Origin of the sequence: Micromonospora sp. NPDC051141, assembly GCF_044455765.1 — a bacterium.
In the GTDB taxonomy this organism is placed as follows: domain Bacteria; phylum Actinomycetota; class Actinomycetes; order Mycobacteriales; family Micromonosporaceae; genus Micromonospora.
In genome coordinates this window covers 13,253-27,466 of the sequence record NZ_JBITFD010000001.1, presented here as the reverse complement: position 1 = coordinate 27,466, position 14,214 = coordinate 13,253, and the positions used below count along the sequence as shown (strand labels likewise).

General features: G+C 73.9%; 11 protein-coding genes and 1 pseudogene. 8 read left to right on the top strand and 4 right to left on the bottom strand.

Annotation, left to right across the window (positions count from 1 at the left end; genetic code table 11):
• Window positions 1–171 precede the first annotated feature (171 nt).
• Window positions 172–1,236 (top strand): annotated as a pseudogene (locus ACIA6B_RS00115) (molybdopterin-dependent oxidoreductase); the annotation flags it as partial.
• Between the two features lie 670 nt (window positions 1,237–1,906).
• Here the strand turns inward: ACIA6B_RS00115 and ACIA6B_RS00110 are convergent.
• Window positions 1,907–2,290, bottom strand: coding sequence for a WhiB family transcriptional regulator (locus ACIA6B_RS00110; RefSeq protein WP_396769427.1), 384 nt, complete (start codon window positions 2,288–2,290; stop codon window positions 1,907–1,909).
• Between the two features lie 251 nt (window positions 2,291–2,541).
• Here ACIA6B_RS00110 and ACIA6B_RS00105 point away from each other — a divergent pair, with 251 nt between their 5' ends.
• Window positions 2,542–3,348, top strand: coding sequence for a response regulator transcription factor (locus ACIA6B_RS00105; protein WP_396769425.1), 807 nt, complete (start codon window positions 2,542–2,544; stop codon window positions 3,346–3,348).
• A gap of 12 nt (window positions 3,349–3,360) precedes the next feature.
• On the opposite strand, the gene ACIA6B_RS00100 is transcribed toward ACIA6B_RS00105, so the two are convergent.
• Window positions 3,361–3,765, bottom strand: coding sequence for a DUF5319 domain-containing protein (locus ACIA6B_RS00100; RefSeq protein WP_281938005.1), 405 nt, complete (start codon window positions 3,763–3,765; stop codon window positions 3,361–3,363).
• Window positions 3,766–3,962: 197 nt separating this feature from the next.
• Here ACIA6B_RS00100 and guaB point away from each other — a divergent pair, with 197 nt between their 5' ends.
• Genes guaB through ACIA6B_RS00085 form a run of 3 tightly spaced genes read left to right on the top strand, consistent with a single transcriptional unit; the run spans window position 3,963 to window position 8,161 of the window.
• The gene (guaB, locus tag ACIA6B_RS00095) at window positions 3,963–5,525 is read left to right on the top strand and encodes an IMP dehydrogenase (RefSeq protein WP_281938003.1); all 1,563 of its coding nucleotides are present in this window, start codon (window positions 3,963–3,965) and stop codon (window positions 5,523–5,525) included.
• A 36-nt stretch (window positions 5,526–5,561) separates the two neighbouring features.
• Entirely contained in the window at window positions 5,562–6,680 is a 1,119-nt protein-coding gene (locus tag ACIA6B_RS00090; protein WP_396769422.1) for a GuaB3 family IMP dehydrogenase-related protein, read from the top strand.
• A 26-nt stretch (window positions 6,681–6,706) separates the two neighbouring features.
• The gene (locus ACIA6B_RS00085) at window positions 6,707–8,161 is read left to right on the top strand and encodes a M1 family metallopeptidase (RefSeq protein WP_396769420.1); all 1,455 of its coding nucleotides are present in this window, start codon (window positions 6,707–6,709) and stop codon (window positions 8,159–8,161) included.
• A gap of 6 nt (window positions 8,162–8,167) precedes the next feature.
• Here ACIA6B_RS00085 and ACIA6B_RS00080 read toward each other — a convergent pair whose 3' ends face one another.
• Entirely contained in the window at window positions 8,168–9,268 is a 1,101-nt protein-coding gene (locus ACIA6B_RS00080; RefSeq protein WP_396769418.1) for an LCP family protein, read from the bottom strand.
• 132 nt (window positions 9,269–9,400) lie between these two features.
• Between ACIA6B_RS00080 and ACIA6B_RS00075 the strand changes: the two genes are divergently transcribed.
• Both ACIA6B_RS00075 and guaA read left to right on the top strand, forming a co-directional pair.
• Entirely contained in the window at window positions 9,401–11,083 is a 1,683-nt protein-coding gene (locus ACIA6B_RS00075) for an FAD-dependent oxidoreductase (protein WP_396769416.1), read from the top strand.
• Window positions 11,084–11,202: 119 nt separating this feature from the next.
• Window positions 11,203–12,759, top strand: a complete 1,557-nt coding sequence (gene guaA / locus ACIA6B_RS00070; protein ID WP_107158871.1) for a glutamine-hydrolyzing GMP synthase — start codon at window positions 11,203–11,205, stop codon at window positions 12,757–12,759.
• A gap of 7 nt (window positions 12,760–12,766) precedes the next feature.
• Here guaA and ACIA6B_RS00065 read toward each other — a convergent pair whose 3' ends face one another.
• Window positions 12,767–13,084, bottom strand: a complete 318-nt coding sequence (locus tag ACIA6B_RS00065; RefSeq protein ID WP_396769413.1) for a PspC domain-containing protein — start codon at window positions 13,082–13,084, stop codon at window positions 12,767–12,769.
• 144 nt (window positions 13,085–13,228) lie between these two features.
• Between ACIA6B_RS00065 and ACIA6B_RS00060 the strand changes: the two genes are divergently transcribed.
• Window positions 13,229–14,176, top strand: a complete 948-nt coding sequence (locus ACIA6B_RS00060; protein ID WP_396769411.1) for an NUDIX hydrolase — start codon at window positions 13,229–13,231, stop codon at window positions 14,174–14,176.
• Window positions 14,177–14,214: the final 38 nt, after the last annotated feature.

The following is a 14,214-nucleotide window of genomic DNA, read 5'->3' as shown; positions in this document are numbered from 1 at the left end:
GGCCGGGTGCGGCGCGGGCGGCCGGATCGCGCCGGGGCCGGTCTGGCCGACGGGGAACGGCCACCCGGCACCGGGACACCGCTGCCGCCTCCGCCACCTCCGGCGGCTGCGGCGTTCGCCCGCGAGGAGGAGGACCCGGGCGGCTGGGAGCCGCTGGAGCGCGGGGACCTGGAGTCGCGGCGCCGGTTCCTGCGCGGCGCCGGCCTGCTGACCGGTGCGGCGGCGGTGGCCGGGCTGGGCGGCCACTGGCTGGCCGGCCGGCGCGGCGTCTCGGCGGCCCGGCAGGCGGTGACGTTGCCCGCCCCGGCCGCGCCCGCCCCGCCGGTGCCGGCCGGCGCGGACCTGTCCCTGCCCCGGCTCGCCCCCTACGTCACGCCGAACCGGGAGTTCTACCGGATCGACACCGCCCTCGTGGTCCCGCAGGTGGACCCGGTCACCTGGAAGCTGCGCATCCACGGCCGGGTCCGCAACCCGATCGAGCTGAGCTTCGACGACCTGCTGGCCCGGCCGATGGTGGAGCGCTACGTGACGCTGGCCTGCGTCTCCAACGAGGTGGGCGGCGATCTGATCGGCAACGCCCGCTGGCTCGGCGTGCCGCTCAAGGAACTGCTGGACGAGGCGGACCCGGAGGAGGGTGCGGACCAGGTGGTCGGGCGCGCGGTCGACGGCTGGACCTGCGGCACCCCCACGTCGGTGTTGCGCGACGGTCGGGACGCGCTGCTCGCGGTCGGGATGAACGGCGAGCCGCTGCCGATCGAGCACGGCTTCCCGGTCCGGATGGTGGTGCCCGGCCTCTACGGGTACGTCTCGGCGTGCAAGTGGCTGACCGAGCTGGAGCTGACCAGCTTCGCCGACTTCGACGCGTACTGGGTACCGCGCGGCTGGTCCGCCCAGGGCCCGATCAAGACGCAGTCCCGGATCGACACGCCCCGTGCCCGCAGCCGTCCGGCCGCCGGCCCGGTGACGGTCGCCGGGGTGGCGTGGGCGCAGCACCTGGGCGTCCGCCGCGTCGAGGTACGCGTCGACGACGGCCCCTGGCGGGAGGCGACGCTGGCCCCGGCCGTGTCGTCGGACACCTGGGTCCAGTGGTCGTGGCGCTGGGACGCCACCCCGGGCGAGCACCGCCTCCAGGTGCGCGCCACCGACGCGGCCGGCGAGACGCAGCCGGAGCAGCGCAGCCCGGTGGCCCCGGACGGTGCGACCGGCTGGCACACCGTCACGGTGACCGTCGGCTGACGCGCCGGCTGCTGGTCACCTGGTGCCACGGCATGGCGGACCGGCAGGCGGACCGGCATGGCGGACCGGTGGGGTGGACCGGTGGGGTGGACCGGCGGGGCGGCCGGAACAACCCGGGGTGAAGACCGTCGTCATGGCCGCCTACCAACTTGATGGCGCGAACGGGTCAGCGGTCGACAGCCGCCGGCCGGCGGTGGACCGTTACCCAGCCTTGACCGGCCAACCCTTACCGTCCGCCGCACCGGCGAACGCGACGAGGGCCCGGCGAGCGCGTCGGCTACCAGTGCGGCGGCGGCCGTTCCCGCGTGAGTCGTCGATGCGCTCAAGTTTGCAGGCGTCGGACAGCGCTGTCGGCCGTCGTGGCACGACCGGCGGCTACCGCCCGGCGGCGGGGCGCCCGGCGGCGAGGCGACGGGCGACGAGGCGACGGGGCAGTGGGGCGACGGGCGGCGAGGCGACGGGCGACGGGGCGGCGGGGCGACGGGCAGGCGGGGCGACGGGTTCCGCGGGGCGACCGGTTCCGCGAGGCGACCGGTTCCGCGAGAGGGGCGGGCGGTTCCGCGAGGCGGGCGGGCGGTGCCGGGGAGCGGTGACGGTCCGGCACGCGTCGGCGCGAACGAAACGCCGCCGCGCCCCGAGGTGCGGGGCGCGGCGGCGGGAGTGCGAGGGGTCAGGCGACCTTGCGCTGGTCCGGAACGGCGGTCTTGTGCGGGCGGCCGAGGCGGGCCTCGAGGCGGGCGATGTCGACCCGGGCCTGCCGGCGGTCGGCCAGGTCCTCCCAGCCGAGGGCGAGCAGCCGCAGCCGCTCGGACTCGCTGAAGCCGCCCCAGACGCCGTACGGCTCGCGGACGGCGAGGGCGTGCGCGGCGCACTCGGCGCGCACCGGGCAGGCGCGGCAAACCGTCTTCGCGCCGGTCTCGCGGCGCAGGCGGGACGAGCCGCGCTCGCCGTCCGGGTGGAAGAACTGGGCGCTGTCACGGCCCCGGCACGCGCCGAGCCGCTGCCAGTCCCAGAGGTCGACGATGGGTCCAGGCAGCCTACGTACGTTCGACATCAGCACCCCTCCTCCCGCGCGGCACCGCGGAGAATGTTGTGGCCAGCTACCGGGCGGCGGTCCGCGCGGGATGCCGGTTCCGGATGAACCAGTCGGTACCCGAGCTGTCCCCGGCTCACACATCTGTGATCGAAAACCTCGGACAGTCGATGGCATATGCCCCATCTGTCGGAAAAGTTCGGATGATTGCTCGGAACCCCCTCCCGACCCGACCCGCACGTGGTCTGCTCTGAGTCGGAGAGGAGACCACAGTGCGTAGCGTTCTGATCTGCGTTCGGACCCCACTGGCAGCCCAGCATCTGACCTCCGCGGCAGCGCGGCTCGGGCTGGCCGGCGCCGTCCGGACGGCTGTCTCCGATCCCGAGGTGATGTTGCGGCTCGCCGAGCGTCCGGTCGACGTCGTGCTGGCCGACACCGCCCTGACCCGGCCGGACAGCGCCGGGTTCGTGCGGCGGGTGCTCGCCCGCGCCCCCCAGGCCGCGGTGCTGCTGCTCGGCGCCGAGGAGTCGGAGTCGGCGGCGGCCACCATCAGTGCCGGGGCGCGGGGCCTGATCCAGAACGCCGACCACGACCTGACCAGCGCGGTGGCGAAGGCGCTGCTGCTGCTCTCCGCCCCGGGACGGGCGAACCGGCACCGGGTGGCCGACACCGCCCGGGACGCGGCGGCGGTCGGCGGACCGACCCGGCCGGCGGCGCCGGGGCGTACCCCGGGGGGCCCGGGCTGGCCGGCGACGGACCCCGCGGGCCTGCCCACAATGGTGCCGGTCCAGCGTGGGGAGGACGCCAACGACCCGGCGGCGGAGGGGGCGGAGACGCTCCCGCCGGGCCCCGGCCAGCGCCCGGCGCGGACCCCGCGCAGCGCGATCGGGCTCACCGAGCGCGAGCTTCAGGTGCTGCTCGGCATGGCGGAGGGCAAGAGCAACGCGGAGATCGGGCGGGAACTGTTCGTCTCCGAGGACACCGTCAAGACGCACGCCCGGCGGCTGTTCCGCAAGCTCGGCGCGCGGGACCGGGCGCACGCCGTGGCCGCCGGTTTCCGGGCCGGCCTGGTCGCCTGAGCCCGGCCGGGTTCACTCCGACGCGGCGTCGTCCGTGCCCTCGGTGAGCGTGTCGTGCACGCCGTCCGCGTAGCCCCGGGCGTAGTCCCAGCTCACGTAGTGGTCGGGGTCGGGATCGTAGGCCGGCTCGTGCACCCGGGGCCGCCCCGAGTTCAGCAGGTGGCGCAGGTTGCCCCGGAGCAGGTCCCAGTCGAAGTAGTGCGGCTCGCGGCAGTCCTCGCACTCGATCACCAGGCCGCGCACCCCGATCGGCTGGAGCAGGGCCTGGTAGATCTCCAGATCGGCCAGGTCCTCCAGCACGTCCTGGCGCTCGACCTCGGTCAGCGGGTCGAGCGCGTCCTCCTCGCCGGAGTCGTGCAGGCCGGCAGCCGGATCGGCCGGGTCGCCGTTGAACGGGTCGATGGGCTCGTCGTGCACCCCCTCACCGTAGACCCCGCGCCGCCGGAAAGCCCGCCCCCCGCCCCGCTGTGGCCCGGCCTACCCCGGGCCCGCCGCTGCCCGGGGCGGACCGGGCCAATGGGTACGATGAGGCGACGCGCCGTCACACCGGTGCGCGCCGGCGTCCGCGCGCGCCGCCTCGCTGCAGCCCGTTCGACCAGCTCAGGGGAGCAATCGTGGAGAATTCGCCCAGCACCGAGAACCCGGCCGGCCCCGACGGCGGCGAGTTGGGCGGTCACCTGCCCGAGTTGCCGGCCGGTTCCGCCCGGGTGGTGCCGCTCGGGCTGACCTTCGACGACGTGCTCCTCCAGCCCGGCGAGTCGGACGTGGTGCCCAGCCGGGTGAACACCCGCACCCGGCTCACCCGCAACATCGAACTGACCGTGCCGCTGCTCTCCAGCGCGATGGACACCGTCACCGAGGGCCGGATGGCGATCGCCATGGCCCGGCAGGGCGGCATCGGCGTGCTGCACCGCAACCTCTCCGTCGAGGACCAGGCGCTCCAGGTCGACCTGGTCAAGCGCTCCGAGTCCGGCATGATCACCAACCCGGTGACCGCCAGCCCGGACGACACGCTCCGCGACGTCGACGCGCTCTGCGGCCGCTACCGCATCTCCGGCGTGCCGGTGGTCGACGGGCAGGGCCAACTCGTCGGCATCGTGACCAACCGCGACATGCGCTTCGTCTCCGACCCGGCCACGCCGGTCCGCGACATCATGACCCGCACCCCGCTGATCACCGCGCCGGTCGGCGTGAGCAAGGACGACGCGCTCGACCTGCTGCGCCGCCACAAGGTGGAGAAGCTGCCGATCGTGGACGGCACCGGCGCGCTGCGTGGCCTGATCACAGTCAAGGACTTCACCAAGAGCGAGCAGTACCCGAACGCCACCAAGGACGAGGCGGGCCGGCTCCGGGTCGCCGCCGCGGTCGGCGTGGGCGAGGACGGCTATAAGCGGGCCCGCGCGCTCGTCGACGCCGGCGTCGACGTGGTCATCGTGGACACCGCGCACGGTCACCAGCGGGCCGTGCTGGAGATGGTCGCCCGGCTCAAGCGGGACGTGACGATCGACATCGTGGGCGGCAACATCGCCACGTACGCGGGCGCGAAGGCGCTCGTCGAGGCCGGCGCCGACGGCGTCAAGGTGGGCGTGGGGCCGGGCGCCATCTGCACCACCCGGATCGTGGCCGGGGTGGGCGTGCCGCAGGTCACCGCGATCATGGAGGCGGCCCGGGCCGCCCGGCCGGCCGGCGTGCCGGTGATCGGCGACGGCGGCATCCAGTATTCCGGCGACATCGCCAAGGCGCTGGTGGCCGGCGCCGACACGGTGATGCTCGGCAGCCTGCTGGCCGGCTGCGAGGAGAGCCCCGGTGAGCTGATCTTCATCAACGGCAAGCAGTACAAGGCGTACCGGGGGATGGGCTCGCTCGGCGCGATGCAGTCGCGCGGTCAGGGCAAGTCGTACTCCAAGGACCGCTACTTCCAGCAGGACGTGATGGCCGAGGACAAGCTGGTCCCCGAGGGCGTCGAGGGCCAGGTGCCGTACCGGGGCCCGCTCGCCCAGGTCGCCCACCAGCTCACCGGCGGCCTGCGCGCCGCGATGGGCTACGTGGGCGCCGAGAGCATCCCGGAGCTGCACCGACGTGGCCAGCTCATCCGGATCACCGCGGCGGGGCTGAAGGAGAGCCACCCGCACGACATTCAGATGACCGTCGAGGCACCCAACTACCACTCCCGCTGACCTCTCCCTCCACCCCCGAACACACCTGGAGTCCCCATGCGTGACGTGGTCGAGATCGGGCTGGGCAAGACCGCGCAGCGCGGTTACCACCTGGACGACATCGCCATCGTGCCGAGCCGCCGCACCCGGGACGTCGACGACGTCTCCACCGCGTGGCAGCTCGACGCCTACCCGTTCGGCATCCCCTGCGTCGCGCACCCCTCGGACGCGACCATGAGCCCCGCCTCCGCGGTGCGCCTCGGCCAGCTCGGCGGTCTCGGTGTGCTCAACGTCGAGGGCCTCTGGACCCGCTACGAGAACCCGGCCAAGATCCTGGAGGAGCTGGCCGGCCTCGGCGAGGACGCCCGGGCCACCAAGCGGCTCCAGGAGGTCTACGCCGAGCCGATCCGCCCCGACCTGATCGCCGAGCGGGTCCGCGAGCTGCGCGAGGGCGGCGGCACGGTGGCCGTCCGGGTTTCGCCGCAGCACACCCTGGCGCTGGCCCCGGTGATCCTGGACGCCGGCGTGGACATCCTGGTCATCCAGGGCACTCTGGTCTCCGCCGAGCACGTCTCCACCACCGACGAGCCGCTGAACCTCAAGGAGTTCATCGCCGACCTCGACCTGCCGGTCATCGTCGGTGGCTGCACCGACTACAAGACCGCGCTGCACCTGATGCGTACCGGCGCGGCCGGCGTGATCGTGGGCATCGGCGGCGACGACTGGTCGACCACCGAGTCGGTGCTCGGCATCCGGGTGCCGATGGCCACCGCGATCGCCGACGCCGCCGCGGCCCGCCGGGACTACCTGGACGAGACCGGCGGCCGGTACGTCCACCTGATCGCCGACGGCGACATGCAGACCTCCGGCGACATCGCCAAGGCGCTCGGCTGCGGCGCGGACGCGGTGATGCTCGGCGAGCCGCTCTCGCTCTGCGAGGAGGCCCCGGCCGGCGGCGCCTGGTGGCACTCCGCGGCCAGTCACCCGTCGCTGCCCCGGGGCGCGTTCGAGGTGGCCGGCGAGCCGATCGGCTCGATGGAGCGGCTGCTGTTCGGCCCGGCCGACGAGCCGGACGGGCAGCTCAACCTCTTCGGCGGCCTGCGCCGCGCGATGGCGAAGTGCGGCTACCGCGACCTCAAGGAGTTCCAGAAGGTCGGGCTGGTCCTGGACCGCTGAGCAGGTATTCGAAAGGGATCGGAACGATGACGCGGCGCCGCGGACGACGAGGTTTCGGGCTGCTGGCCTGCGGGACGCTGCTGCTGGCCGGCTGCGGACCGGCCGAACCGGACCGGGGCGCCGCGACGACCACGCCCGGTCCCACGGCCGCCCGGAGCTTCGCCCCCGGCGCGGCCGGCGTCGGTGACAGCTACTTCCCGAGTTACGGCAACGGCGGCTACGACGTCGCGAACTACACCATCAAGGTGCGCTACGACCCGGAGACGGACAAGCTCACCGGCACCACCACGGTGCGGGCCACCGCGACCGCCGACCTGTCCGCGTTCAACCTGGACCTGGCCGGGCTGACCGTCCGCTCGGTCACCGTGGACGGCGCCGCCGCCCGGCACGCCCGCACCGACGACGAGCTGGTCGTCACGCCCGCCACCGGGCTCACCACCGGCAACGGCTTCGTCACCGAGATCCGGTACGACGGCAAGCCGACGCCGCTGCGTACCGAGGCGCTCGGCGAGGGTGGTTGGCTGCACACCGCCGACGGGGCGGTCGCGCTCGGCCAGCCGGAGTCGGCGAGCACCTGGTTCCCGGTCAACGACCACCCGTCGGACAAGGCCACCTACGACGTCGAGATCACCGTGCCGAAGGGGCTGACGGCGGTCGGCAACGGCGTGCCGAAGGGCAGGTCGACGGCCGGCGACTGGACCACCTGGCGCTGGTCGGAGAACTCGCCGATGGCCAGTTACCTGACCACCGTGGCGATCGGGAAGTTCCGGGTCACCACCGCCGAGCACAAGGGCCGGCCGGTCTTCAGCGCGGTCACCACGCAGTTGCCCGAGGGCGCGCCGGACCGCTCGATCGCCCGTACCGTCGAGGTCGCCGACTACCTGGAGAGCCTGTTCGGGCCGTACCCGTTCGACGCGTACGGGGGTGTGGTGGTCGCCGACTCCCGGATCCGGTACGCGCTGGAGACGCAGAGCCGGCCGGTCTACTCGGCCGGCTTCTTCCGGCAGGGCGACAACACCGAGGTCGTGGCGCACGAACTGGCCCACCAGTGGTACGGCGACAGCGTCTCCATCCAGCGCTGGCAGGACATCTGGCTCAACGAGGGCCTGGCCACGTACGCCGAGTGGCTCTGGGCCGAGCACAGCGGGTCCTCGACCGTGCAGCGCACGTTCGAGCAGAAGTACGCGGGCGCCTCCGCCCAGGTGTGGCGCACGCCGCCGGGCCGGCCGGGGGTGGAGAACCTGTTCGGCGGCTCGGTCTACGACCGCGGTGCGATGACCGTGCACGCGCTGCGGCTCGCGGTGGGCGACACCAGGTTCTTCAGCATCCTGCGGACCTGGGCGGCCGAGCGGAAGAACGGCAACGCCACCACCGCGGACTTCGTGGCGCTGGCGGAGCGGGTGGCCGGGAAGCAGCTCGACAAGCTCTTCGACGCGTGGCTGTTCGGCACCGAGCGCCCGCCGCTGCCGAAATCCAGGTGAGGCGCGTCAGGTCCGGACGCGCAACGACGGGTGGGCGGCCAGGAACGCGTCGGCCCGGCCACCGCGCAACGCGGTGAGGAAGTCGCGGCCCAGCGGCTGGAGCTGCTCGCCGCGGTACGCGCCGCCGCTGCCCACCCCGGTGCCGGGGAGCCCGACCAGCGTGATCCGGTCCGTCGGCATCCCGCCCAGCGCGTACGCGAAGTCGACCAGTTTCCGGCCGCCGCCGACGTACACCAGGGTCTTGCCGAGCGCGGCGACGACCTGCTCGACCCGCTGCGGGTCGCGGGCGGTGCCTTGGTCGAGGAGCTTGCCGGCGAGCGCGCGGAGCAGTTGCTGCTGGTGCCGCTGCCGGGTGTAGTCGCCGCCCGCGGTGTAGCGCTGCCGCGCGTAGTCGAGCGCCTGCCAGCCGACCAGGTGTCGGTCGCCCTTCTGGTAGACCATCTGCGGCCCGGTGTATCCGCCGCCGCCCAGCGGGCGCATCGTGCCGTCCGGTCGGCGGTGCCGGGAGGCGACCTTCTGGTCGACGTAGAGGTCGACGCCACCGAGCGTGTCCACCAGCTTGTCGAAGCCGCCGAACGTGATCACCGCGCCGGCGTCGATGCGCAGCCCGGTGTAGCGGGCGACCGTGGCGCGCAGCAGGTCGTACCCCTGGGCGGTGCTGGGGTGGGCCTTGTCGCCGGGCACCCGGCTGCCGTAGCTCATCGCGTGGGTGAGCTTGGTCTTCCCGCCGGGGTAGCGGGCCTTCGGGTAGGCGGGGATGTCGACCACCAGGTCCCGGGGGAGCGAGAACAGGTACGCCCGGTCCAGCCCGGCGGGCACGTGCAGCACCAGCACGGCGTCGGCGTGCGGCTCCCAGCCGGGGATGCTGACCCGGGTGTCCACGCCGACGAGCATCAGGTTGAGCGGGCCGGTCAGGTCGGCGCCGGGCGGCGGGGTCGGGCTGCCGGTGGTCGGCGCCGGTGTGGGCGGTGCTGGCGGCGAGGTGGTCGGCGCGGCGGCCGGGGTCGGCGTGTGGCGCCCGGTCAGCCGGGTGGCCGCCACCGCCCCGCCGGCGACCAGCAGTGCCGCCACCAGGGCGCACAGGCCCAGCAGGCGTCGTCTCGTCACGGTTGTTTCCTCTCCCCGTGTGTTCGACGCGTCCGGGAGCGCCGACGGTTGCACCGGCGGCCGGAAGCGCTCTGCATGATCTGCGAAAAACGCGTGCTGGCGCCATAGCTACCCGTCGGTAATGATGCGTGCATGCGCTACGACGTGGTCGTCATCGGTTCGGGTTTCGGCGGCAGCGTCACCGCGCTGCGGCTGGCCGAGAAGGGCTACTCGGTGGGCGTCCTGGAGGCCGGCCGCCGCTTCGCCGACGAGGAGTTCCCGAAGACGTCCTGGCAGGCGCGCCGGTTCCTGTGGGCGCCGCGACTCGGCTGCTTCGGGCTGCAACGGATCACGCTGCTCCGCTCCGCCGACCGGAAGGCCGGCGGCGGCGTGCTGGTGCTCTCCGGCGCCGGGGTGGGCGGCGGCTCGCTGGTCTACGCGAACACGCTCTACGAGCCGCTGGACGCGTTCTACGCCGACCCGCAGTGGCGGGACATCACCGACTGGCGTGACGAGTTGGCCCGCCACTACGACCAGGCGAAGCGGATGCTCGGCGTGACCACGTACCCGATCGACACCGGCGCGGACCGGGCCATGCGGGCGGTGGCCGAGCGGATGGGCGTGGCGCACACGTTCCACCCGACGCCGGTCGGCGTGCACATCGGCCGTCCGGGCCAGCGGGTGCCCGACCCGTACTTCGGTGGGGTGGGACCGGAGCGCACCGGGTGCAGCCACTGCGGCTCGTGCATGACCGGCTGCCGGCACGGGGCGAAGAACACGCTCGTCAAGAACTACCTCTGGCTGGCCGAGCGGCTCGGCGTGCAGGTCCACCCGATGACCACGGTGACCGCGGTTCGCCCCGACCCGGCCGGCGGTTACGCGGTGCACACCGTGCGCACCGGGGCCTGGCTGCGCAAGCGCCGCGCGGTGATCCACGCCGACCAGGTGGTCTTCGCGGCCGGCGCGCTCGGCACCCAGCGGCTGCTGCACGAGATGAAGGCGACCGGCGCGCTGCCGGCGCTCTCGCCCCGCCTCGGCGAGCTGACCCGGACCAACTCGGAGGCGATCCTCGGCGCCTCGGTGGGTTCGGGGGCGGCCCGGCGGCGCGGTCTGGACTTCTCGGCGGGGGTGGCGATCACCAGTTCGTTCCACCCCGATCCGCAGACCCACATCGAGCCGGTCCGCTACGGCAAGGGCTCCAACGCGATGGGGCTGCTCCAGTCGTTGCTGGTCGACGGCGGGCCGCACCGGGTCCGGCGGTGGCTGGGCAGCATCGTCCGGCAGCCGGGGCTGGCGGTCCGGATGCTGTCCGTCCGCGGCTGGTCCGAGCGCACCGTGATCGCGCTGGTCATGCAGTCGGTCGACAACTCGCTGACCACCCGCTGGCGGGGCCGCCGGCTGGTCAGCGGGCCGGGTCACGGCGCGGCCAACCCGACCTGGATCCCGGCCGGCAACGAGGCGGTCCGGCTGCTCGCCGAGGAGATCGACGGCACCCCGGGCGGCGCGGTGACCGAGCCGTTCAACATCCCGATGACCGCGCACATCCTCGGCGGCGCGGTGATCGGCGCCACCCCGGCCGACGGGGTCGTCGACCCCTGGCACCGGGTGTACGGCCACCCGGGGCTGCACGTGGTGGACGGCGCGGCGGTCTCGGCGAACCTGGGCGTCAATCCGTCGCTGACGATCACGGCGCAGGCGGAGCGGGCGATGTCGTTCTGGCCCAACAAGGGCGACCCGGACCCGCGCCCCGCACCCGGCTCCCCGTACACCCGCATACCCCCCGTCCCTCCGCGCACCCCCGCCGTCCCCCCGCACGCCCCCGCCGCGTTGCGGTGAAAGGAGGGGCCCCCGCTTGACGCCTTCGGTAGAGGCGGGGCCCCTTGTCAACACGTTCGAGCCGCCACACCGCCGGGGCGCGTCCGCGCTTCCGGTGACTGTCGGTAGGCTTTGCGCACATGAGCACGCCTCGCCCCGTCCTCGTGGTGGACTTCGGAGCCCAGTACGCCCAGCTCATCGCGCGCCGCGTCCGCGAGGCGAAGGTCTACTCGGAGATCGTCCCGCATTCCATGCCGGTGTCCGAGATGCTGGCGAAGAACCCGGCCGCGATCATCCTGTCCGGCGGCCCGTCCAGCGTCTACGCCCCGGGCGCCCCGCAGATCGACGCCGGGATGTTCGACACCGACGTGCCGGTCTTCGGCATCTGCTACGGCTTCCAGGCGATGGCCCAGGCGCTCGGGGGCACGGTCTCGCGCACCGGCAACCGGGAGTACGGCGGCACCCCGCTGCGCCCGCGCCTGACCGAGCCCGGTGTGCTGCTCCGCGACCTGCCGGCCGACCTGCCGGTGTGGATGAGCCACGGCGACTGCGTGACCGAGGCGCCGGCCGGCTTCACGGTGACCGCCGAGTCGGCGGGCGCCCCGGTGGCCGCGTTCGAGGATCTGGCCGGCCGCCGGGCCGGCGTGCAGTTCCACCCCGAGGTGGGGCACACCGCGCACGGGCAGGAGATGCTGACCCGCTTCCTGTACGACATCGCCGGCGTGGCCCCGACCTGGACGCCGGAGAACATCATCGACGAGCAGGTCGCCCGGATCCGCGAGCAGGTCGGTGACAAGGAGGTCATCTGCGGCCTGTCCGGCGGCGTCGACTCGGCGGTCGCGGCGGCGCTCGTGCACCGGGCCGTGGGCGACCAGCTCACCTGCGTCTTCGTCGACCACGGGCTGCTGCGGGCCGGCGAGGCCGAGCAGGTGGAGAAGGACTACGTGGCGGCGACCGGGATCAGACTCAAGGTGGTCGACGCGCGGGAGCGGTTCCTCGGCGCGCTCGCCGGGGTGACCGATCCGGAACAGAAGCGGAAGATCATCGGCCGCGAGTTCATCCGGGTCTTCGAGGCCGCCGCCCGGGAGATCGCCGCCCACGGCGACGTCGAGTTCCTCGTGCAGGGCACGCTCTACCCGGACGTGGTGGAGTCCGGCGGCGGCACCGGCACCGCCAACATCAAGAGCCACCACAACGTCGGCGGCCTGCCCGAGGACCTGAAGTTCTCCCTGGTCGAGCCGCTGCGCACGCTGTTCAAGGACGAGGTCCGCACGATCGGCCTGGAGCTGGGCCTGCCCGAGGCGATGGTCTGGCGGCACCCGTTCCCCGGCCCGGGCCTGGCCATCCGGATCATCGGCGCGGTCGACGAGGAGCGCCTCGCCGTGCTCCGCAAGGCCGACCTGATCGCCCGGCAGGAGCTGACCGCCGCCGGCCTGGACCGGGGCGTCTGGCAGTTCCCGGTGGTGCTGCTGGCCGACGTGCGCAGCGTCGGCGTGCAGGGCGACGGGCGCACCTACGGGCATCCGGTGGTGCTGCGCCCGGTCTCCAGCGAGGACGCGATGACCGCCGACTGGTCCCGGCTGCCCTACGAGGTGGTGGCCCGGATCTCCACCCGCATCACCAACGAGGTCGCCGAGGTCAACCGCGTGGTGCTGGACGTGACCAGCAAGCCGCCGGGCACCATCGAGTGGGAGTGACGCCGGGTCAGGTGGCGGGCGGCGGCCCGGCCTGCGGCCCCGGCCCGGCCGGCGGGACCGGCGGCCAGCCGGGCGCGGTGCCCGGCGGGTGCGGCCAGGCGGGCGCGCCGGCCGGCTCCTCCGGCATCAGGAACCACATGATCGGGTACGCGAGCGCGGCCAACCCGCCGGTGAGCACGGTGGTGACCGCGAAGGCCACCCGGACCAGCGTGGGGTCGACGGCGAAGTAGCGACCGAGGCCGCTGGCCACACCGGCGATCATGCGGTCGCTCACCGGCCGGCGGAGCTGCTTGTACGGGGGCTGGAAGGGGTTCGTGGAGGTCATGTGTCCACGGTCGCGCGGCGGACGGCGGGCGACCTCGGTGACCGCCCGGACACCTACCCTGACCTGTCCCTGAGGCGCCAGCGGAGAGTCAGGAATCTGACTCTTTTCGATGGAGGTAACGGCCGCCGGGGAGAATTTGCTCCCGTGACCACCTCGCTGGAGCCGCTGCGCAGGATCGCGGCATACGCAGTTTGTGCTGATTCGAACGGCCGAGTGTTGCTGGTCCGCGCATCGGAGCGCTCCGGCACCCCCGGCACCTGGTCGCTCCCCGGAGGGGCGGTCGACCACGGTGAGGACCCCAAGCACACAGTCGTCCGGGAGACCGCGGCCGAGACCGGGCTCTCCGTCGCCGTCGCCGGCCTCCAGGACGTGCTGGCCGACATGCGGGCGTTGCCCGAGCGGCACATCACGATCCACACCGACCGCCTGCTCTACACCGTGTCGGTGCGGGGCGGGACGCTCACCGAGCGGATCGACCGCCCCACCGACCTGGCCCGCTGGTTCAGCCTCGACGAGGCTCGCGGGCTGCCGCTGCGGTCGTTCACCGCGCGTGCCCTGGGGCTGCCCACCTCCTCGCACGACGTGGTGCCGGAGGAGGTCCCCGAGTTCCCCTCGTTCTACGCCGTCCCCGGCCCGGACGGGCTGCACCGGGCGCAGCGCTTCGCCGCGTACGCGGTGGTGACCGACCCGGAGGAGCGGGTGCTGCTGACCCGCGTCTCCGACGGCTATCCGGGCGCCGGCTGCTGGCACCTGCCCGGCGGCGGCACCGACTACGGCGAGCAGCCCGCCGCGGCGCTGATCCGGGAGCTGGTCGAGGAGACCGGGCAGACCGGTCGCCTGGTCGAGCTGCTCGGGGTGGCCAGCCACCGGGACGCCGCCTCGCTCGGCCCGGAGGGCTACCCGATCGACTGGCACGGCGTCCGCGCGTTCTACCGGGTCGTCGTGGACCAGCCCGCCCCGCCCACCGTGGCGGACGTCGGCGGTTCCACGTGCGAGGCCCGCTGGTTCCGGCGCGAGGAACTCGGCGCCCTTCCCACCGACCGCCTCACCGAGGTCACCGCCGAAGCCGTCCAGGCCGCCCACCTCATCTGACCCACCCCACCCACACCGCCCTGCCGCGTCGGCGATCA

Excerpts from the sequence above, each read along its gene's own strand:
- ACIA6B_RS00110 (WP_396769427.1), bottom strand. The coding sequence starts at position 2,290 with ATGTCGAACGTACGTAGGCTGCCTGGACCCATCGTCGACCTCTGGGAC.
- ACIA6B_RS00090 (WP_396769422.1), top strand. The coding sequence starts at position 5,562 with ATGCGTGACGTGGTCGAGATCGGGCTGGGCAAGACCGCGCAGCGCGGT.
- guaA (WP_107158871.1), top strand. The coding sequence starts at position 11,203 with ATGAGCACGCCTCGCCCCGTCCTCGTGGTGGACTTCGGAGCCCAGTAC.
- ACIA6B_RS00075 (WP_396769416.1), top strand. The coding sequence starts at position 9,401 with ATGCGCTACGACGTGGTCGTCATCGGTTCGGGTTTCGGCGGCAGCGTC.
- ACIA6B_RS00085 (WP_396769420.1), top strand. The coding sequence starts at position 6,707 with ATGACGCGGCGCCGCGGACGACGAGGTTTCGGGCTGCTGGCCTGCGGG.
- ACIA6B_RS00065 (WP_396769413.1), bottom strand. The coding sequence starts at position 13,084 with ATGACCTCCACGAACCCCTTCCAGCCCCCGTACAAGCAGCTCCGCCGG.